At 32.0% G+C, this 21,601-nt stretch carries 14 protein-coding genes and 2 pseudogenes; 9 read left to right on the top strand and 7 right to left on the bottom strand.

Annotation, left to right across the window (positions count from 1 at the left end):
• Positions 1 to 282: 282 nt before the first annotated feature.
• Positions 283 to 1,665, bottom strand: a complete 1,383-nt coding sequence (locus MHB70_RS28850) for a 6-phospho-beta-glucosidase (protein WP_061529737.1) — start codon at positions 1,663 to 1,665, stop codon at positions 283 to 285.
• A gap of 307 nt (positions 1,666 to 1,972) precedes the next feature.
• Here MHB70_RS28850 and MHB70_RS28845 point away from each other — a divergent pair, with 307 nt between their 5' ends.
• The gene (locus tag MHB70_RS28845; protein WP_061529738.1) at positions 1,973 to 2,857 is read left to right on the top strand and encodes a MurR/RpiR family transcriptional regulator; all 885 of its coding nucleotides are present in this window, start codon (positions 1,973 to 1,975) and stop codon (positions 2,855 to 2,857) included.
• A gap of 909 nt (positions 2,858 to 3,766) precedes the next feature.
• On the opposite strand, the gene MHB70_RS28840 is transcribed toward MHB70_RS28845, so the two are convergent.
• The 5 genes and pseudogenes from MHB70_RS28840 to MHB70_RS28820 form a co-directional block, all read right to left on the bottom strand.
• Positions 3,767 to 4,471, bottom strand: coding sequence for an MIP/aquaporin family protein (locus MHB70_RS28840; protein ID WP_061529739.1), 705 nt, complete (start codon positions 4,469 to 4,471; stop codon positions 3,767 to 3,769).
• Positions 4,472 to 4,489: 18 nt separating this feature from the next.
• Positions 4,490 to 4,741 (bottom strand): HPr family phosphocarrier protein, encoded by a 252-nt coding sequence (locus tag MHB70_RS28835; protein WP_061529740.1) that lies wholly within the window; start codon positions 4,739 to 4,741, stop codon positions 4,490 to 4,492.
• A 360-nt stretch (positions 4,742 to 5,101) separates the two neighbouring features.
• Entirely contained in the window at positions 5,102 to 5,755 is a 654-nt protein-coding gene (gene dhaL / locus MHB70_RS28830; protein WP_061529741.1) for a dihydroxyacetone kinase subunit DhaL, read from the bottom strand.
• A gap of 11 nt (positions 5,756 to 5,766) precedes the next feature.
• A complete protein-coding gene (gene dhaK, locus MHB70_RS28825; protein ID WP_061529742.1) occupies positions 5,767 to 6,765 on the bottom strand; it encodes a dihydroxyacetone kinase subunit DhaK in 999 nt (332 codons plus the stop codon).
• Positions 6,762 to 7,057: pseudogene (locus MHB70_RS28820) on the bottom strand (sigma 54-interacting transcriptional regulator). The gene dhaK and the pseudogene MHB70_RS28820 overlap by 4 nt, the downstream one beginning before the upstream one ends.
• A 1,374-nt stretch (positions 7,058 to 8,431) precedes the next feature.
• Here MHB70_RS28820 and MHB70_RS28815 point away from each other — a divergent pair.
• From MHB70_RS28815 to MHB70_RS28790, 6 genes and pseudogenes are all read left to right on the top strand, one after another.
• Positions 8,432 to 9,535, top strand: coding sequence for a glycerol dehydrogenase (locus tag MHB70_RS28815; protein ID WP_061529744.1), 1,104 nt, complete (start codon positions 8,432 to 8,434; stop codon positions 9,533 to 9,535).
• 927 nt (positions 9,536 to 10,462) lie between these two features.
• A complete protein-coding gene (locus MHB70_RS28810) occupies positions 10,463 to 12,457 on the top strand; it encodes a fibronectin type III domain-containing protein (RefSeq protein ID WP_061529745.1) in 1,995 nt (664 codons plus the stop codon).
• Between the two features lie 262 nt (positions 12,458 to 12,719).
• Entirely contained in the window at positions 12,720 to 13,715 is a 996-nt protein-coding gene (locus MHB70_RS28805; RefSeq protein WP_061529746.1) for a DUF4046 domain-containing protein, read from the top strand.
• 110 nt (positions 13,716 to 13,825) lie between these two features.
• Positions 13,826 to 13,963, top strand: a pseudogene (locus tag MHB70_RS28800) (GntR family transcriptional regulator); the annotation flags it as partial.
• A complete protein-coding gene (locus MHB70_RS28795) occupies positions 13,960 to 14,826 on the top strand; it encodes an ABC transporter ATP-binding protein (protein WP_061529747.1) in 867 nt (288 codons plus the stop codon). The pseudogene MHB70_RS28800 and the gene MHB70_RS28795, both read left to right, overlap by 4 nt.
• Positions 14,816 to 15,463: an ABC-2 transporter permease gene (locus MHB70_RS28790; protein ID WP_061529748.1), complete on the top strand. Its 648-nt coding sequence runs from the start codon at positions 14,816 to 14,818 to the stop codon at positions 15,461 to 15,463. The genes MHB70_RS28795 and MHB70_RS28790 overlap by 11 nt, the downstream gene beginning before the upstream one ends.
• Positions 15,464 to 16,082: 619 nt before the next feature.
• On the opposite strand, the gene tnpB is transcribed toward MHB70_RS28790, so the two are convergent.
• Positions 16,083 to 17,204, bottom strand: a complete 1,122-nt coding sequence (gene tnpB, locus MHB70_RS28785; RefSeq protein WP_341343706.1) for an IS200/IS605 family element RNA-guided endonuclease TnpB — start codon at positions 17,202 to 17,204, stop codon at positions 16,083 to 16,085.
• Between the two features lie 856 nt (positions 17,205 to 18,060).
• Here tnpB and MHB70_RS28780 point away from each other — a divergent pair.
• Both MHB70_RS28780 and MHB70_RS28775 read left to right on the top strand, forming a co-directional pair.
• A complete protein-coding gene (locus MHB70_RS28780; protein WP_061530601.1) occupies positions 18,061 to 18,624 on the top strand; it encodes a hypothetical protein in 564 nt (187 codons plus the stop codon).
• Positions 18,625 to 19,232: 608 nt separating this feature from the next.
• Entirely contained in the window at positions 19,233 to 20,648 is a 1,416-nt protein-coding gene (locus MHB70_RS28775; protein WP_061530602.1) for a phosphatidylinositol-specific phospholipase C, read from the top strand.
• Positions 20,649 to 21,601: the final 953 nt, after the last annotated feature.

Here is a 21,601-nt window from a genome sequence, read left to right as displayed (position 1 = left end):
AGTTATGGATACTTATACACATATCATGTTAGTCATATTAAATGTTAGATTATTAGCCTTAGAACAAAAAAAGAGACCCTTAAAGGATCTCATAATTAGCTATACTGAAACTGATACACATTTATCTATTAGAGAGTAAGGCGTTAACGCCAAGCTGGAGAGAATGTCATGTATACCAACATAAGAATTTTTCTCAATAAATTTGCCATCAACAATGCGTACAAGCATCATAAGAGCGAATCTAATGCTTTTTAAGCCACCACTTTTTGATTTTGGACACTATTAGTATAAATTTCTAGCTATTTCATCTTTTACTGTGATCCCTACAGCTTCTAACTCCGCAATTTTTTCAGCAAATTGTGGCAGATATCTTTTATGTGCAATTAATAGTTCATCTAGTACACGTTTTGCTGTTTCGCCGCTAGGGATTAACGGGTTTATTATAAACGCTTGTAATGCTAATCCGTAATCACCGGTTACTGCTGCTTCTTCTACACATAGTTCCATATTTTTCATTACTTGCAACCATCCTCTTTCAGCCGGTTGAAGCGTACCGAAAGCAATTGGTCTTGCTCCTGCAGCACCAATATATGCAGAAACTTCCACAACATCGTCCGGAGCCAAGTCTGGAACAGCACCGTTGTTTTTTGTTGAAACTACAATGTGTGTATTTTTATTTGCATAAATGGAAGCAATGGTTTCACATGCAGCATCTGAATAGTGGGCGCCTCCACGTTTAGCCAACTGTTCAGGTTTATAATTTAAGTTAGGATCCTTATACAATTCAAATAGTTCTGCTTCTGTCTGTTTAACTTGTTGGGCTCTTGTTCCAACGTTTGAATCATTGTATTCTTCAAGCAAATGTTCTAACATCTCGTCATAACGGTAATAATAACGGTGATAGCCGCAAGGGATCATGTTCATCTGTTTCAATTGTTCTTTAAAAAACGGAACATCAAAAATATTTGACGGTATACCGGAATCTCCATCATACAATTTATCGATGATTTCGGAAGTTACATCATTTCCCGTCAAATCTTTAACTCGATGCCAGTGAAAATGATTTAAGCCAGCAAAAGCATATATTAGCTCATCCAAGTTTTTTCCTATTAATTCTGGTTCAGCAATCATGGCATTAACTGGAACATTGCACAAACCAATAACCTTTTCCCATTTACCATAACGAATAATTGCATCCGTAACCATTCCACTTGGATTTGTGAAGTTGATTAACCAAGCATTCGGACATAATTCTTTCATATCTTCCACAATGCTTAAAATAATAGGAATCGTTCTGAAGGCTTTGAAAATTCCACCTGCCCCGTTTGTTTCTTGACCTGCCATCCCATATGATAAAGGAATTCTTTCATCTTTAATCCTAGCATTTAGTAAACCAACTCTAAATTGGGTAGTAACAAAGTCAGCATCTTTTAATGCTTCACGACGATCTAAAGTTAAATGGACTTTGACATCATATGGAGAAGCGTCCCACATTCTTTGAGCCATCTTACCAACAATTTCAAGTTTTTCCTTCCCATCTTCAATATCAACAAGCCACATTTCTCTAATTGGTAATTCTTCATATCTTTTAATAAACCCTTCCATTAATTCAGGAGTGTAGCTGCTGCCCCCACCAATCGTTACAATTTTTATACCTTTTGTCATTATATTTTTCCCCCTTTTTCTCTTTTCATTTTTGTTATCTTTTAATTCCTATTAATAAAGTGAACGTTTCTCTTTAGTTGCTGTATTTACATACAAACAAAAAATTTGTAAATTTATTTTAAGAATGGGGATAGTAATATTAAATAGATTGTTACTTCCTCCTTTCTTACCTGTAGTATAAAATAAGGGGAAATATAATCAATATAATAAAGAGGAAATCATTCTTCATTTACATTTTCATTTACAAAATCAAATCAATTTTGTAAATGAAATTTACAAACGGAAATATTAAAAGAGGTGATTAGATATGTTACTGATAGAGAAAATGAAAGAAGATATTTTTTCTTCATCTGAAAATGAAATAATCGTATATTTGTTTAAACAGAGAGAGAATATTAAAGACAAAACAACTAAACAAATTTCTAAAGAAACTTATACTCACCCATCCACCTTAATTAGAATTGCTAAAAAACTAGGATATAGTGGATGGGTGGAATTAAAAAATAGTTTTCTTAGAGAAATTGAATATCTAAATAGTCATTTCTCTTCTATTGATGCTAATTATCCTTTTGATGATCAGGATAGTATCATGACCGTTGCAAATAAGATGGCTTTATTGAATCAGACAACTATTAGTGATACTTTGTCTCTCTTAAATCATGATGATTTGCAAAGAGCAACTAATATGTTGGATGAAGCAGCTCATATTAAAGTATTTTCTATGTATCACAATTTGTTGATTTGTCATGATTTTAAATCAAAGATGAACCGAATTGGAAAACATGTCAGTCTATGCACAGTCGATCCTCATTTCGAAGCAGTAAATTCTAATACTGAAACTTGTGCAATTGTAATATCTTATAGTGGGGAAAGTGAGGATATTGTCGGTCTGTTGCCATTTCTCAAGAGAAAGAAAGTACCTGTCATTGCTTTAACAAGTATTGGAGAAAATACCCTAACAAAATACGCTGATTGTATTTTGCGAATTACCACTAGGGAGAAATTGTATTCAAAAATAGGAAGTTTTAGTACGAATGAATCCATCTGTTTTCTTTTAGATCTTCTCTATGCTTGTGTTTTTTCCGAAGACTATAAAAATAACCTCGAATATAAAATTCGTATTTCTAAATATTTCGATCACAGAAAAAGTTCCAATAAAGTTATGCAAGAGGTTAAAAACGATAATGTTTAAATGAAGTTGTAACAATTTGTATTATTAATCAATTAACAATGACACCCTAAAAGGCATATTTTTTTATATTGTAAAGCACTATACTTAAACTATCAGGTGCTTTAGTTTCATTTTCCTTTCCATAATAACAGCTAAAATAATTAGTGGTTTATTCAATTAAAGGGTGCGATTGTGGAGCAACATAGATAGTAAATAATCAAACTGAAAATATTAAGAGCGTGTTTTGATCAAACTTTTTTTCAAAACACGCTCTATTCAATAATCGTTTATCAAGGTTATTAGTATCAATTTGATCAAACTTTATTTTAAAGAAACACCCCCACCATCCGCTTTATCACTTACTTTTATTTCTCCCCCTATATTATAACCAATAGAGGAAGTCATAGTTTTTGTGTCTATCGTATTTATTGGCGAAATTTAATAAAATTGAGAGTTTTCATTTGTTAACTCCATTCCAATGTTATAAGATGAAGCCCATTTTAAAACAGCTGACATATATCCAGCCTCTGTCCATATTCATCTGTTAATCCTTCTACCGATTTATTTGCACTAATATTATTTCAATCGGTTTTAATGACAGCGATTTGTTTATTACTGTATGGATCATCAATTATTGAAACTAAAAGAGAAGTTTTTATTTTTGTTTGCCCATCGAATAGAGTAGAAAAATTATTATATACCTTTGCATTTTGTCCATTTTCTCCAATATCCACAATACTTTCTATTTTTGTATCAGCGTGTGCTGTCGGTAAATTTAAGGTAAAACAATTCCACATTATAATCAAAGTTATAGTAATTTTTTTAGCATATATTTTTTATTGTTAATTTAAATACCCCTTTGCATTGTATGAACAATAGTAAATGTGGTTAACTAATTACTTTCTAATTGAAGTTCTATATATTAATTGCTTAATAAAACAATTGAAAACATATAGCTCCTATAATTCCTCCTATGGTACTACCAACTATGGGAATCCATGCGTATCCCCAATCCGAAGAGCCTTTATTACATATTGGTAAGATTTGATGTGCTAGTCTTGGCCCAAAATCTCGAGCTGGATTTAAAGCAAATCCAGTTGTTCCGCCAAGAGATAAACCTATAGATACTATTAACGCTCCTATTATAATTGGAAGTAGCCCCTCTGCAACTTTATTATGACCCATAGCTAAAATTGAAAATACAAATACTGCCGTACCTATAATTTCACTTAACACATTGGACGGCCAGCTTTTTATTGCAGGGTTTGTAGAAAACACCGATAATATAATTTCCTGATCTTTAGTTTCTTTCCAATGTGGAAGATACTGAAGCCAGACCAATATTGCACCTAAAAAAGCCCCAATCAACTGTGCACCAATATAAGAAGGGACTTCATTCCAAGGGAATACCCCTACACAAGCAAAAGCAATAGTAAGTGCAGGATTCAAATGGGCACCACTTATGCTATTCACTATATAAATAGCAAATGTAACTGCTAATCCCCAGCCAAGAGTGATTGCAACCCATCCAGAATTCTGTGCTTTGGATTTTTCCAGCAAAGTACCTGCTACAACACCGTTCCCTAATAAAATAAGAATCAAAGTTCCAATTAATTCCCCCATAAAAGGAGACATATTCCCCGCCCCCCTTTGTTATTTTAAAAACCATTGTATAAATACAAGGGCATCATCAGCATCTTTACCATCAAGAACTACATGTAAGTCTGCTCCTTTTTTTACTGCTAAACCGATTAATTGAAGAGTACTTTTTGCATTAACTTTTTTATCTTTAAATATAAACTCAACCGAACAATTATAATCCATTAAGCCATTAACAATTTCACTTGCTGATTTTGCATGTATTCCATCCTTACGAGTTACAATTAATTTCTTTTCGATTCTCATAAGATTAGCTCCTTTTATATTTTTATAATGGTTTTGACTTCAAATACAGCCTTACATATTTCTTCTAATGTTTTTCCAATCCCCAATTCAACAACTGCTACGTAGGACCCTCTATTACTGTTGAATCTGCTATTTTCATTTGATTTAACCACTCTTAATTAGAGCAATCCCAAAATTTATGATTACAGTTACAGCTCGTTTATTATAAATAGCCTCTTGAATTTATCTGACGCTTTTACCTACTCTATCGTCATCTATTCCTCCTGCAGAAGCTATTAAAACACCGGAACTTAATTGGGCTAGTAAAGCTTTTAACTAGTAGATAACCATGAAAAACTAAAGCTATCCCTACATTACTAATCACAATTGCTCCCTAAGTTCATTAACAATATCTTTTTCACCTATAAGAGATAAACATAGAGTTTCAAAGATAATAAAAGATGAGACTGCTCCTGGATCTAAATGACCAATGGACCTTTCTCCTAAAAAAGAAGCACGCCCTTTTTTAGCTAATAATGGCTTAGTTTTTTCCATTTGTTCTCTTGCAAAAATGATAAGACCAATAGGTTTTATTTTTTCTCCATGTCTTTGGATATACTTCAAAACAGGATCCCAAACATCAAGCATTGTTTTATCTCCTATCTGAGTTTTTCCTCTTAGACAAATGCCATTTACAGATTCTTGAAAAGCAAGCCCCAATTCGTTGATTGTAATTTTATCTTTCCCTTTCAACACACTACCAGCCCTTAAAAATGCTGTTCCATATAAAGGTCCTGATGCTCCTCCAACCTTTGAAATAAGTATCATTCCAATATCATGAAATACATTTCCAATATCATCATAAGCTTTATATGATATCTTTTTTTCAACCTCTTTAAAACCTCTATTCATATTAATACCATGATCTCCATCACCTATGAATTGATCAAGTTGCGTTAGGTTTTTTTTTTGATACTCAATTTGTTTTGCAGTGAGTTGCATCCAATTGATGATATGTCTTGGTGTAATATACATGTTGGCCCCTCCTATTGTACACGCCAGTTAGTGGTATTTGCTGGATCATTAAGCAAAGCAGTTAATTGTTCATCTAGTTTTAATAAAGTAATAGAAAAACCGGCCATATCAATTGCTGTCATGTATTCCCCAACATATGTTTTACAGATATCGATACCAATCTTATTTAATATTGTGTGAATCATTTTATTTAAAATATATAATTCCATTAACGGCGTTCCACCCAAGCCGTTTACCATTACTGCAACTTTGTCACCAATTTCCAATTGCATATCAGTTAAAATATGCTCTAAAAGAAGTTCAGCCATTTTATTTGCTGATGTCATACTAATACGATGAGTTCCAGGTTCACCGTGAATGCCTATACCAACCTCTACTTCATTTTCACCAATTTTAAAACCGACTGTATCAGCTCCAGGTATATTACACGTTGTTAATGCTATGCCCATACTACGTATATTAGCGATTACTTTATTTGCAACATCTTCAACTTCTTTAAGCGATGCTCCTTTCTCAGCCATTGCTCCAGCTATTTTATGTACAAATATTGTTCCAGAAATTCCTCTTCTTCCCATAGTGTGTGAACTCTTCTCAATAGCAATATCATCATTAACAATGACTGTAGCAATCGGGATTCCCTGTGCTTCAGCCATTTCAGCTGCCATTTCAAAATTCATAATGTCTCCTGAATAGTTTTTTACAATTAATAAAACCCCACTGCCAGTATCTACTTTTTGAATCGCTTTAACAATTTGGTCTGGTGTAGGAGAAGTAAAAATTTCGCCCATTACGGCAGCATCAAGCATTCCTTTACCAACAAATCCAATATGCGCTGGTTCATGCCCACTCCCGCCTCCGCTTACAATTGCCACCTTTCCTTGAAATGGACTATTAGCTCGAATAATTATATTAGTTTCAGGCATATTTTGTAGTGTATCGGAATGCGCAAACAACATTCCATTGATCATATCCCTAACTACTTTTTCTGGATTATTAATAATTTTTTTCATGGGCCTCTATTCCTTTCCATTAAAAAGATAGTTCCATTGTTTGCTTGCTCAAATTTCCCGTTCCTCATGTGAAGTGCTCCAGTGAATACTCCTTTTCATGTCCGAATAGTTCACTTTCAATTAAATTAAGAGAGATAGCCTCACAATTTACTCGAATAAACGGCTTGTCTTTTCTGAAACCAGCTTTATGGATACCTTTAGCTATAAGTTCTTTTCCTGTACCACTCTCTCCAGTAATAAGAATCGTAGAATCTGATTTTGCCACTTTATTCGTAACAAAGAGCGTTTTCATTAAAGTGTCACTGCATCCAACGATATCTGCAAAAGAGTCATTTAGTTTTTTATATTTCGAAAATTCATTTTCTAAATACTTTATCCTTTTCTTTTCTAGAGTCGATTGGTCTAATAATGATTGTATTTCATGAAATAGATCCATCGTTAAAATTATTCCGTACAATTTTTCTTCTACCATTATTGGACTTAACTTTGCTATATAGGAATTTCCTCGTTTAAAATCTAGTAATTTAGGAATACATTTTTGGGATTCAATGCAAAACTCCCATTTTTTTATCCTGAAAATGTATTGAACTTTATTCGGATTATCTACACTTTTAAGAAATTCTGCCATTTCAGGGTTGTAATATATAAATTCCCCCTTTGAATCAGTTAATGCTATTAAATCCTTTACGGATTGCATTATAAATTCCAATTGTTTTTTTAACTCTTTAATCAGCTCTTCCGCTGTAGATATGTCTTGAAATAGAGCAACAGCCCCTACAATATTCTGATCTAATATAATAGGAGTTCTACTTGTTATAATAATTTTCTTACCATATACTTTCCTTTTTGCAATTCCTTTCTTTCCAGTTTGTAGTACATGCTGAAGCCTAGAATGAGGTATTACTAAATCAGCTCTTTCATTTAGTAATTTCTCCACTGGAATTCCAGGTAACTTTACTCCTGCACTATTGACATAGGTAATGAGATTTTCTTTATTTACAAGAACAAGTCCGTTCGGGAGACTAGAAAGAATCTCTTCAATTGCAATAGAATTTTCTAAAATAAGATGATCTGTTTGATTTTTTTCAATATAGTTAACTTTTTCTTCTTCCAAATAAATTTTTATTATTTCTATAATGGTCGTACTTACTTCTTCTTCAAATTGAATACTAACTTTATCACCTTTTTTTATCTTATATGAAATGAAAATTTTCTGTAAAATACGTGTAACCTTTGTTGTAATGCTCAATTTTGCTATAAGTGTAGCTGCCACTCGAACATTTAGGCCATTTGTAGTATGAATAATAATTTCACTATCTTGCATAAGAAAACCTCATTTCATAAATATAAATGCATAAAAATACATAAAATTCCACTAGTGAATTTTATGTATTTCACCCTTATTATTACAACTCCAACTTTTATATAATAAGATTATTTATACAAAATCTGATAATATAGGCTTTTAATACTATTTTTCCCATTCCCTCTCTCTTAATAAATAGTATTTTATTTTTGATAATCATAACACTATCTTCTAACTCGTCATATAACAGACGAAAAATATACATAAAATATTCACAATTCTGTACTCTGAATTTTGATAACATTAAATTTAGGGCAAGATTTTTCAGCTTACTTACTAAAAAATCAAGGAGTGATTATCATGGAACGTATTCTAATTAGCCCACAAAAATATATACAGGGAAGAAATGTAATCGAAAAAATTGGAGAGTATGTAAAACCTCTGGGAACCAATTTATTAGTTATTGCAGATGAATGTGTTTGGCATCTTGTTGGTGAAAAAGTAATGGAAAGCTTTCATAAACAAAATCTAAGCTTTGAAAAAGTCGGTTTTAATGGTGAAAGTTCTGAAAATGAAATTGCAAGAATTGAGAAAATAGGAAAAGAATTTGGTGCTGATGTAATCATCGGTATTGGTGGTGGTAAATCAGTAGACACAGCAAAAGCGGTAGGAGAAATTCTTTCAGCTAAAGTTGTAAGCGTTCCCACTATTGCCTCAACAGATGCACCAACTAGTTCTCTTTCTGTTATTTACTCTGATGATGGAGTATTTGAGAAATACAAATTTTATTTGAAAAATCCAGATATTATTTTAGTAGATTCCCAAGTCATTGCACAAGCTCCATCCAGATTTTTAGCTGCTGGGATTGGAGACGGCATGGCTACATGGATTGAGGCTAAAGCAAATTTAGAATCACGAAAACCTGCTATGGCTGGGGGACTATCTACCTTAGCAGCTGCTAAGATTGCAGAACTCTGCTGGGATACCTTATTCCAATACGGGGAAGCTGCTCTTTTAGCCGTTAAACAAAACACAGTTACTCCAGCAGTTGAAGCTGTAATAGAGGCAAACACCTTGCTTAGTGGCCTTGGATTTGAAAGTGTCGGGTTAGCTGCAGCTCATGCCATCCATAATGGTTTTACTGTTTTACATGATAAAACTCATGATTTAATGCATGGAGAAAAGGTTGCATTTGGTACGTTAGTACAAATGGCATTGGAATCTTGGACAACTGAAGAACTATATAACTACATTGATTTTTGTATCAAACTTGGCTTACCTACTACACTTGAAGATCTGAACTTAGGTGATGCAAGTAAAGAAGAATTAATGAAAGTGGCAGAAGCTGCTTGTCAAGATGGTGAAACTATACATAATATGCCATTTGAAATTTCACCAGAAATGGTTTTTGATGCAATTATTGCTGCTGATGCTTATGCTACTGAGTACAAATTAAAAAATTAGTTCAAAATTACAATCCAAAAAATTAATAAAATTAAAATAAGTATCTTGCAAAATTTAATTAAGTGTATATTACATATCATTAAATTTTGTATGGGTACTTTTAAGAAATTAGCAAAATAATATTATTATTTAATACAACCTAAATAGACATTAAAATTATATATATCATGAAATAATCTGAAGACTTCATCCAACATGTAAAAGCACAAAAAATTTAAATAAAACATAGCATTATGTCAAAATTAATTTTACAACTGAATTTTCACACCAAAGATAAATATAGAAATAAGAAAAAACCTCTTTATGAGGTTTTTTCTAGTCCTATACTTTTGATAATAAAATAAGCTGTTTTTATTATAAACAATAGGTTAGCAACACCATCTTAACATATAAAAACAAAAAATCTATGTGTCAATTTTTCAAACATCCTATAGTTTTTATTTAAAATAGTAAACATAATAATCTCATCGTACTACTAAAAATTATCTATATTTAGTCAAAATGTAACTATTCTTCTATTTAAGATATAAGTTTTATAGTCAAACTTGATTATTAGAATCGACACTTTTGTGTACATTTATATTACTTCTGGCTTACTATTAATTCCCATCTTACAAAAATGGTATATATATATACATTTTAATTCAATTTCCTGTAGTTAATGAGCAGAAATATATTGTTTTTGAATGAATATTATTATATTTCCCTCTAATTTGTTTCATTTTTTGTATATTGTTATCCTACTAAATGAGGGGAATCATAACGTACAAAAACTAGTATTAACTAGAAATATCAAAGAAATTCATACTTTTATATCAGTATCCGGAGTTACGGCAATAATTCTTCAATATATATTCAAAGAATTTATTTCATGCCAAATATAATTTGTTTTTTAGAATTATAAATTAGAAGTGAGGAGATATTATTATGATTATTAAAAAATATCCATTTCGTACTCTTGCAAAAACAGCTGTAGCATTAACTATGATAATTCCTACATCCCAAGCCATTAGCCATCAGTTTGCGTACGCTCAAGAAAATATAACGAAATCTCAACAACAAGTAGCGCCATTTTGGAATAAAAATAAAGATTATCCAGGTGGATCTTACGTTACATATGAAGGTAAGGTTTATCATTCTATATATTGGGTAAATGCAGGTACATTACCTACCCAACAATTTAGCGGATGGGAATTATATACCGGTTCAGAATATATACCCGACAATAGCGATCCAAATGATTTATTTGGTGAAGGAATAACTTGGCCAACCCATGTTTTTGCACCATATGTAGATAACGGAATGAATCCTCAAAATCTATTAAAATACGCCCAAGAAACAAATACTAGTTTCTTTACGCTTTCGTTTATAGTGGCTGATAAAAGTGGAAATCCAGTATGGGGAGGAAGTCATACCCCTATTGGAGATGGTAACTTAGATGATCAAATTAAACAAATTAGAAAAATAGGTGGAGATGTTAAAGTATCTTTTGGTGGAGCAAATGCTGGTAATATCCCTGGATTAGGTGCAGATCTTGCTGCCGCTATTACAGATGTAAATAAATTAAAAGATGCCTATAAAAGTGTAATTAACACATTACATTTAACACACATGGATTTTGATATTGAAGGAGCCCTAGTCGCTCACCCAGAATCTATCGAAAGAAGATCAAAAGCGATTGCGTTATTACAGAAGGAATTAACAGCCGAGGGTAAAGATGTTAGGATTGGCTATACCTTACCAGTAATGCCTTATGGTCTAACTAATGATGGAATAAATGTGATCCAAAGCGCTATAAAACATAATGTAGATTTAAATTCTATTAATATTATGACTATGGATTACGGACAACAAAACCAACAAATGGGACAAGCTGCGATAGATGCTATTAATAGCTTGCATGGGCAATTAACCAATTTATATAAAGATACTATTAAAGATGCTGATATTTGGAAAATGATTGCTGTTACACCTATGATCGGAAAGAATGATACTCAAAATGAAACTTTCACATTAAATAATGCAAAAGAATTGTTCCAGTTTGCCAAAGAAAAAGGTATTGGGGAAATTAGTATGTGGTCAGTGTATCGTGATAAAAAAGCTACTGAAAGTTGGCAAATCGGTCAGGCAACTGGAGATGCTTCTGGATTACCCGATGTAGACGATGGTGCCTTTTCTAAACTATTTTCTGCTTTTAATAGTAGTACTGAAATTGACGTAATAGCTCCAACAGCTCCTTCTAAACTACGCTCTATTAGTCAAACAACAACAACTGTTGAGTTACAGTGGGAAGCTTCCACAGATAATGTTGGTGTGAAAGAATATGAAGTTTATCGTGATGGAAAAAAAGTAGGAACAACAAAAACAACACGTTATGAAGATACGGGCTTACAAGCCAATACAAAATATAATTTTACAATTAAAGCTGCAGATGCAGCAGGAAATAAGTCAAAAAGTAGCAATGAAGTTTCAGTTACAACAAAGGAAGAGAATCCAGAACAAGTAGCTCCAACAGGGTTACAAGCATCAGAAACTACTACAAACAGTGTGCATTTAATATGGGAAAAATCCATAAGTAATGTTGGTATAAAAGAGTATGAAGTTTATCGTAACGGTACGAAAATAGCTACAAGTCCTTCAACTTACTATACAGATGAAAATTTACTGGCTAGTACAGAATATAGATATATGGTAAAAGCTATAGATACTCAAGGAAAAGTTTCAGTTGCGAGTAATGAAATCAAAATCACAACAAAAGATACCCCATCTTCTGAGTATAAGGCATGGGATTCGTATGCTGCATATAAAAAAGGAGACAGAGTAGAACATCAAGGTAAAATCTATGAGGCAGTTCAAAATTATCAAGGATATGGTGATCCAAATTGGATTTTCTCATTAGCTTTATGGAAAGTAATTAAATAAACCGTAATATTATTAAATAAAGGACATCTTTCTTTTCAGATTGATGTCTTTTCTGAATTGAAAATAATAATTTACAAATCTATTCTTTCATTTACCTTAGACTACATATTTTCTATAGGTGATTCTTATTTTACATTACTATGATTTGATTAAGAATCATCTTTTCAAGCCAAGAGGAAATTTGCATTTTTTAACAATTTTAACGAAAGTCCTAACACCAAAATCTTTTTAACTATATATACAATTAAAAGAAGGTTGTAAGATGCAGACGAACACAAATACTATAGAGGACATCTACCAGGAAATTTTAGATGGAAAAAGAAATAGATTTCCACCCAACACTTGGAAATTAGATAAAAATAATGAAATGGCCAGAAGGGTAACAAAGTATTTAATACTAAAAATTTTGAATTGGAACGAAGAAGAAATAAAACAGAATTGGAGTACCAAATTGATTGCAAAGTATCGTTTACGAGGCGTATTGAAGCATAAATATGATAATAGTCCCTATGCGATGATTAATGATTTATATCCCAATCAATTTAAAGAATGGGAATTTAGAATGACACCGTTAAATTTTTGGACGAAAGAAAAGGCCTTACAATTATTAAAATGGTTTATTGAAGAAGAGGAGAAATTAGCACCACAAAAACTCTTACAAATTTATGGACAAAAATGGTTAAATGAACATCGACTAAGTGCACCTTTAAGGGTGATTTGGGCTGGAAGCCCGTATGCGATGATTAATGATTTGTATCCAAATCGATTTAAAGAATGGGAATTTACTAAGGCTCCTAATAAATTTTGGACGAAAGAAAAAACATTACAAGCACTGAAATGGACAATTGAAGAAAAAGAAAAATTGAATCTGGATCAATTGAAGAATATATACGAGAATAAATGGTTAGCTCAATCAGGATTGCGAGGAGCCTGTCAATTATATTGGAATGATAGTCCCTATGCAATGATTAATGATTTATATCCCAATCAATTTAAAGAATGGGAATTTAAGATGACACCTAATGGTTTTTGGACAAGAGAAAAAGCGCTAGATGCATTACGATGGACAATTGAGGAAAAAGAGAAGCTGACAGATAATCAATTATTACAGCAATACACAATGCAGTGGCTTAAAAGTCATAGACTATGGACACCTGTAGTAAGATACTGGAATGGAAGCCCCTACGCAATGATTAATGATTTATATCCAAATAAACATATAAAAAGTTCATTCAGAGGATATATAAATAAATCTTAATATTATTAGACACAACTTAATTAAAATGAAAACTTAACTTGCTAAACAGCAAACTATATTTTCTTGATGAGAGAAATATTTAATGAATAATTAGCACGATGAATAACAATAGAAAAATGGAATCTAAGCGTCATATGGTTGAAGTAAAATTGACAGAGGTGTGTAAAATGGCTCGAAGTATTGGAATCCATAATGAAGAACTCTATTCGATGTTAGATTTAATATTCAAGGAGGAAAATGAAGAATGAATGCAGTATTAAAAGTGAAAAACTTAAACAAAGCTTATGAGAATTTTTCATTAAAAGACGTGACATTTTCACTTAACCAGGACTGTATAACTGGTTTTATTGGTACTAATGGTTCTGGGAAAACTACTACTATTAAAGCTATCCTCGGGCTCGTACTGAAAGATTCAGGTAACATTAATTTTTTGGAAAATGATATAGATAAACATGAACGGAAATCTAAAAATAAAATTGGTGTCGTGTTAGACGAAGGGTATTTTTACGATGAATTAACATTAAAAGAAATGAAAAATGTAATCGCCCCTTCCTATACCGAATGGGATGAGCAAGTTTTTTTAAAGTATATTAAACAATTTAATTTAAATCTAGGACAAAAAATCTCTACCCTTTCCAAAGGAATGCGAATGAAATTTGCAGTTGCTCTAGCTTTATCCCACCACGCAGATCTATTAATAATGGATGAACCCACAAGTGGGCTTGATCCGTTGGTTCGAAGTGAACTGATAGACATACTTCTAGATTTTATGAAAGAACCAGGAAAGAGTGTCTTTTTTTCTACTCATATTACCTCAGATCTAGATAAAATAGCAGACATGATTATTTTAATAGATAATGGTCAAATTTTAATTGATGAAGAAAAAGATACACTAGTGGAAACACATGCATTAGTAAAAGGTGATAATCAATTAATTAATAATCAAACAAAAAAACTCTTTTTGAATTTGAGTCAAACTACATACGGATTTGAAGGGATCACTCATAAAATTGATGATGTGTATCGGCTAATGCCTGGTGTTTTGATGGAAAGACCAACTATAGAAGATATAATGCTTTCTTATATTGGAGGAAACCACTATGCTTATTAATCTTGTTGTAAAAGACATACTGTTAGTAAAAAAATATTTTTCTATTTTACTCGTTTTTGCAGCCATTGCACCAATCTATCTTTCTACTCAATTACAACTCAACGATGGTGGACTTATCGGCTTTCTTTTAACAGTAGTTTTTATGGAGCATATTTTGTTTAGTACAATATCCAAGTTCGAAGACCAATACAAAGGAGCAGCTCTACTTTGTGCAACACCATATACTAGAAGTGCCTTTGTAAAAGCAAAATATCTCTTTCTATTGGTAGTTTTTCTTTGTGCCTCAATTATTCGAATGATAACTTCAATTATTATGCCATCTGATATCGAGAATCTTAGTATAAACGCTCTCGGAATAACATTCTTAGTTGTTAGTATTTTGTTTGGAATACTACTCCCTTTCCAATTTGAATTTGGTTTTGATAAAACGAGAATGATTTCTTTTATTGTTGTTTTTTTGATACCTTTTGTAGCTCCTACTCTTATAAAAGAAATTCAGTTGAGTCATCTGAATTTTACACTTCCTCTTCCATTCCCATCAATTATCATGATATGGATGCCTTTTCTCATTTCAATAGTTATTAGCATTATATCAATGATAATATCACTGAAGGTATATGCAACAAAAGATTTATAATTATTTTAAGGGGCATTTTAAAAAATGTGTTTTATCGTCCCATACTTGTCAAAGTTGCGTCAACGCACAAGATACTTCAGTTCTCAGCTTAGGAACTATAGACAGAATCTGCTAAGATAGCTGGTGGACACATCGGTATTAGCAGGAATCTTCCACTTCAAACATTTCGTTAGAGTGTTAAGTGAGAGTGGTTCAATTAGCGGATAATTATATATTCCATTTTCTAATTTAATGAAATAACATCAAAAATCTGTTAATCATTATTTACACACAATTTTAAAATACGAATTGACAGTTAATGAATGTTCAATCAACTGACACAACTACTCTTTAGGAAATGTGTTATAGTTAATTCAGAATCAATACTGCATAGCAGCATTAATTCTCACCTATCTTTTATTATATTTGTTTTTACACCAACTTAAAGGAAAAAACCAACTCTATTTTAGTTGGTTTTTTCTGTTGTTATTAGAATAAGACTAAGAATCACTTAATTTATATACAAAGTACTATTCATTTTACGATAATGTACATATACTTGCCGTTGAACTACCCCCACTTTCACTTCGTTTAGAAGTGGGGGATTCCTAAGTAAAGAGTTCTATCGAACTCTAATTTATTAGGCTAACCCCGCAGTCCTTGCGGTTAGAAGCCTTATCGCTTCATTCTTTAGATTGATACTTGCGTTAATATCCCTATCATGGTGTGTATGGCAAGAAGGGCAATCCCATTTACGTAGGTTCAGATTTTTAACGTCTTTGTTTTGATATCCACAACAAGAACATAATTGGCTGGATGCAAATGTTTTCGACACAACAATGATTTGTTTGCCGTACCATTTTGCCTTATATTCCAACATAGTTCGAAACTGTGACCATGATACCTCACTAATCGCTTTTGCTAACTTATGATTCTTTAACATATTCGATACTTGCAAATCTTCTATACCGATAACATCGTGGTTTTTGATGATTTCAGTTGAGATTTTGCCCAAGTAATCTTTTCTAGCATTTGCCATGTATTCATGAATTCTAGCTACCTTTACTCGTTGTTTATTCCAGCGAGAAGATCCTTTCATTCTTCTAGAAAGAACACGCTGTGCTTTCGCCAACTTCTCTTCTAATGACCGAAAAAACTTCGGATTTTTATAAGTTGTTCCATTTGACAAAATGGCGAAATCTTTTAGTCCCACATCCATTCCAATGTAAGATTGTGTTTTCGGAAGTTCTTGCACTTCTGTTTCAGCTAACAATGACACAAAGTATCTGCCGGAAGGGTTCTTTCTAACCGTAGCATTTACAATACGTCCCTTTACTTCGCGACTCTTGGCAAATCGAACAAGACCAAGTTTCGGCAACTTTATCTTTTTTCCTACAATGGCAATGTTTTCATTTGTTTGTTTTGTGGTGTAAGATTGTACGTTGTTTTTCTTAGATTTGAAACGCGGGGCACTCGTTTGTTTTTTGAAAAAGCGTGTATAAGCATCCGCAAGGTTGCGAACAGATGACTGAATCGCAATACTATCCACTTCTTTGAGCCAAACAAACTCTTTCTTCATGGCAGGAAGTTTGGCAGAGCATGTACCATATGTCAAACCTTTTCCTGTTTCTCTGTATGCATTATCCCATAGAGATAGGAAGTGATTGAATACAAAACGAGAGCAACCAATCGTTTTTTTGATTAGGATCGCTTGTGCTTGATTTGGATAGATACGAAATTTATATGCTTTATTAATCATCATTCCTTTCACCTCCATTTCGGCATGTGTCTATTATACAACAAACGTATATTCGATAGATAGTGAAGTGACAGTTTATGTATGATGAACAATTAAGATGGCTTTCTGCCATCTCTTGTCCGAAGCCAATTCATCTCCCACCTACTCACTTCGCGTTCCTTGAGGAAGGAGTCTTCTTGGCTAAAATGATAAAATATGAAAAACATAACTAGTTAGAATATCTTTCACAAAAAAGATGGGAACAAAAAGAACTTGTAATATATAATTACAAGTTCTTTTTATCGTAACCTCAATACATTGGAACTATAAACTTGTAAACAACAACATCAGAGGAAGGGGATTAATAACCCCTTTAAAATAATTATATTACTAATATTAATTTTTTGAGAATAGAACCTTGAACATTTTGTTAATTTTCAAAATCTAACCTTGGAATAACTACTTTAATGCTCCTAAACATAAATTCTACATAATAAAACTATAATGGCTATGATCTTCAAAATTGGATTTTGACAGCCACTTTAATATTCTGTATTTATTATTCACATGTACATTTATAATTCTATACATAACAATAAAATTGAATAACCTAAAAATAAAAATATGTGTGAAATTTTTTTATGTTTTTTTGATATCAATAGAATATTTTATGATTATTATTTCATTTTCACTCTAATATTGCCATGTTTTTAGATTACTATTAGAGATTTTCCTTCTAAAACTTACTTAAAATTGGTTAGTATTGAATACATTGACTGAAAATTGAGAAATTAAACACATATTGATACTATTATAATATAAATTATCTGTCAGTAATTTATATTTTATTATCATACATTAAAAAGGAGGAAGTAAAATTATGAAAAAGAAAATCATTACAGCAACTGCTCTGGCTGCAACATTAGCTACAGGTGCATTACCTACAACATCAGTATTTGCTGCTGAGACAGTTGCTCCTATCCAACAACAGGAATCACAAGTTAGTATTCAACCGTTTGCACAAAATAATCTAGAAACGGCTGTTCAAGCTGCATTAAATGGTCCCGAAGTCAAGAAAATAAAAGTATTCGAGCATGAATTTAATGTAAAAGAAATAGAAGTTGTGGATCGAGGTGCAGCTGGTAAAGATGTATATGGACAAATCTCTCATCATTTAAGCTTCCGTCCTGATGATCAACTTTACTATAAATTCACAAAAAAAGATGGTGAGGTAACGGGGTTCGAATTCCATATTGATAGAGGGGGCTGGACACCAATCGTTGCTCCACTTTTATCAATTCTTGCCGCATATAACGGAATTCCTGTTAATCCAAATGATTTAACTTCACTTGGCCAACAACTTGGAAAAGTTATCGATGGAAGTTGGGAACATGCAGGGCAATCTATTGCCACTGCAGTTAGTTTAAGCTTTAATGAGAAATAAGCTTATAGTCTTTATTTAACCATACAGGGATGTGTCATTTATACATTTAACTAAAATGATATAACGTGTGACAAATGTCTCTCTAAATTTAATGCATTAATACGAGTGAGAATCCCCCAAAAATTTTTCAATCTCAGATATGGGATTCATTTGCCACATAATTTCTTAACAAATAAAGGTCTACGTTAATTAAAATTAAGAATTATGTATTCTTACTAATTGCAATAATTCATTGTACTTCGCAAAACAGAAGTCTAGATTAAGACTTCTGTTTTCTTTGCATATAGAAGATTTAAATTGTATGACCTATAAAGTACATGAAGTATGATAATATACTTTATCATCATTTTACATGTAAATCATTTCATTTTATTAAACTTGAATATGATTATTTTGACCTTCCCACCCCTGCATGATTACATTTCTAAATTTATGCTCCCAGCGAACGATGGCTATTGAGTAAATCTAAATGAGAATATCACTATCGAAATTTTAAAGCTAACATATTATCTTATTTGACTTACATTCCCATACTAGAATTTATGTATATGATAAAAGCCCACCAATTATTGTATAAGACTAATCTGTTTAAGAGATGGAGGGATATAATGAAGAAAATAAAGATGAAAAAATTCATAAAATCTGGAATTCTTACTTGTTTTACACTAACGTCTTTATGTACGGCTTCAACTGCATTTGCTGATAGACATACAGGATATTCTTATGAATCCGATATAGGTTATCGAAATCCGACATGGATGTCAAAACTAGAAGATACCCAAAAAATAAGCGAAATTTCTATTCCAGGTACTCATGGTACAATGGCTTTACATGGAGCAAGTTTTATTGATGAGGATTTGACAAGAAATCAAACAATGCCCCTCTCTCAGCAATTTAAAGCAGGAATACGTTATGTAGATATGCGTGTTAAACGGGTAAAAGATTCTTTTGCTATGCAGCATGGTATTGTAAATCAAAAAGCAATGTTTGAAGATGTATTAAAAGAAACAATCCAATTTTTAAGAAGTAATCCTCAAGAAACAATTTTAATGCGATTAAAAGAAGAAACCGATCCTGAAAGTGGCTCAAAATCATTTGAAGAAATATTTAAAAGTTATAGAGACCGTAATGCGTCCTATTTTTGGGATCCTAATTCTGTATCATTTTCAGAAAGAAATAACCCTAAGTTAGGAGATGTGCGCGGAAAGATTGTAATACTTCAAAACTTCTCAGCATCTCAAGAATATGGTATTAATTATGAATCATTGAATATCCAAGATAATTTTGAAGTTAGCGCTGGACCAGATGGACTGTATGAAAAATGGAATGCGGTAAAAAACCACCTTTTAAATGCGAATAAAAACTCTAACAATAGTAATATTTATCTTAACCATTTTAGTGGCACAGGTGGTGCGGCAGCATTATGGAATAACTATTACCCTTGGTTTATTGCAAGCGGAAAGGAAAACCGAGATACCGGTAGTAACCCACTGTTAATTCAAGCACATACAACAAATGAATGGGAAGATTTCCCTCGCGACACAAATGGACAAGTATTTTATGGTGGAATGAATACAATGGGGACAGATTTCATACAACAAGGTGGAATAAAACATTCTGGTATCATTGCAGCTGATTTTCCAGGACCAGGTTTAATAGATAGTATTATTAAATTAAACGGAGTAACTGTTAATGAAAAAGAAATATTAATTTCACAAATTTCTTCTGACTCTAAGCCGTTACCTGGCGAAACAAATCGATCCAGCCAAAACTTTAGTATAAATAACTTGCCTACAGGAACGATGGGTTTAAAATGGATTATTGAACCTACCGAGGAAGATACTTCTGCCATTATCTCTTTCAACATCATGGTCGATGTTTTTCTAGGTCTAGATCGTGTTAGTTGGAGCAATATTTCGAATGAGTCCAGGACTGCAGCAGATACAAATTCTAAATACTATATAGCAAATCCAAGTGGTGCAAATCACCAATTTACAGTAAAAATATATGCTATCACCAATTAATTCTTTGAAAGTTTACTTTATCTCTCTGTCGACTTAAGAAGTTCAATTACCTTATTTATGTATCAAAAGAGTATTCTCTCCAAGTATGTTCTATTAAAAGCAACAAAGAATCCCGCGAACATAAAATAATAAAGAATCTAGAAATATCACTAGATTCTTTTTATTTTTCGAAACAATTCATATTTTTATAAAAATAGTCGAAATAAAAATTTATAAATCGCTGACTGTCCTAAAAGTAAAAGTACTATAACTAAAATTTCATTCCATTTTGGTAATTGATTCATGTCATCTTTATTCGCGGGAACACCTTGTATAGAAAATAACCCTTCTTGATCTCGTTCCCCGTTACTTTCATATCAGTACATAATCATATCACCTTTCTTTATATATAATTTACTTATAGCAAAGACGTCCATTCTTTATTCCAAATAACTACTTATGACCAACGAGCGGTAACTATTGTATCTTAATGATACTTATAGCATAGAAAAACTGACAGTAAAACACATTCTGTTTTCCAGAAATTACGCTGTAAAATCAATAAGTAGTGGTTGATTCTCCTATTCTTTCTCACAATTAAAAGACTGTTATAATAATCATTACAATAACTACCCATAAACTCCATATATACTACAGATTGTGTTTGTATGATACATATATCAATAGAAAGGGATGATATATGTTGCTGACAATCTATATAATATACTTGTTTTTATCAATTGCTATCATACTATTCTTATTTACAAGCACACTCGGTTAATTTTATTGATTATATCAAGCCCGCTTCTTTTCAACAAAAAGGAACAATAGAAACGGAATTGAAATCCAAGCTTTAATCAATTTCCATAATATTTCATTAATTAGTATTCAATTGAAAATAATATTTGATTAAGGTTTAATAACTGCTTACAACACAATTCAAGGCTAAGCTCATCATCACGGATTATAACTTT

This window comes from Bacillus sp. FSL M7-1020 (assembly GCF_038050415.1).
Classification (GTDB): Bacteria; Bacillota; Bacilli; order Bacillales; family Bacillaceae_G; genus Bacillus_A; species Bacillus_A toyonensis.
The sequence above is the reverse complement of the archived record's forward strand: the minus strand, read 5'-3'. Positions and strand labels throughout refer to the sequence as shown.

What these genes read in the sequence shown, in the direction of transcription:
- MHB70_RS28850 (WP_061529737.1), bottom strand. Translation starts at nt 1,665, where the DNA reads ATGACAAAAGGTATAAAAATTGTAACGATTGGTGGGGGCAGCAGCTAC.
- MHB70_RS28845 (WP_061529738.1), top strand. Translation starts at nt 1,973, where the DNA reads ATGTTACTGATAGAGAAAATGAAAGAAGATATTTTTTCTTCATCTGAA.
- MHB70_RS28840 (WP_061529739.1), bottom strand. Translation starts at nt 4,471, where the DNA reads ATGTCTCCTTTTATGGGGGAATTAATTGGAACTTTGATTCTTATTTTA.
- MHB70_RS28835 (WP_061529740.1), bottom strand. Translation starts at nt 4,741, where the DNA reads ATGAGAATCGAAAAGAAATTAATTGTAACTCGTAAGGATGGAATACAT.
- dhaL (WP_061529741.1), bottom strand. Translation starts at nt 5,755, where the DNA reads ATGTATATTACACCAAGACATATCATCAATTGGATGCAACTCACTGCA.
- dhaK (WP_061529742.1), bottom strand. Translation starts at nt 6,765, where the DNA reads ATGAAAAAAATTATTAATAATCCAGAAAAAGTAGTTAGGGATATGATC.
- MHB70_RS28815 (WP_061529744.1), top strand. Translation starts at nt 8,432, where the DNA reads ATGGAACGTATTCTAATTAGCCCACAAAAATATATACAGGGAAGAAAT.
- MHB70_RS28810 (WP_061529745.1), top strand. Translation starts at nt 10,463, where the DNA reads ATGATTATTAAAAAATATCCATTTCGTACTCTTGCAAAAACAGCTGTA.
- MHB70_RS28805 (WP_061529746.1), top strand. Translation starts at nt 12,720, where the DNA reads ATGCAGACGAACACAAATACTATAGAGGACATCTACCAGGAAATTTTA.
- MHB70_RS28795 (WP_061529747.1), top strand. Translation starts at nt 13,960, where the DNA reads ATGAATGCAGTATTAAAAGTGAAAAACTTAAACAAAGCTTATGAGAAT.
- MHB70_RS28790 (WP_061529748.1), top strand. Translation starts at nt 14,816, where the DNA reads ATGCTTATTAATCTTGTTGTAAAAGACATACTGTTAGTAAAAAAATAT.
- tnpB (WP_341343706.1), bottom strand. Translation starts at nt 17,204, where the DNA reads ATGATGATTAATAAAGCATATAAATTTCGTATCTATCCAAATCAAGCA.
- MHB70_RS28780 (WP_061530601.1), top strand. Translation starts at nt 18,061, where the DNA reads ATGAAAAAGAAAATCATTACAGCAACTGCTCTGGCTGCAACATTAGCT.
- MHB70_RS28775 (WP_061530602.1), top strand. Translation starts at nt 19,233, where the DNA reads ATGAAGAAAATAAAGATGAAAAAATTCATAAAATCTGGAATTCTTACT.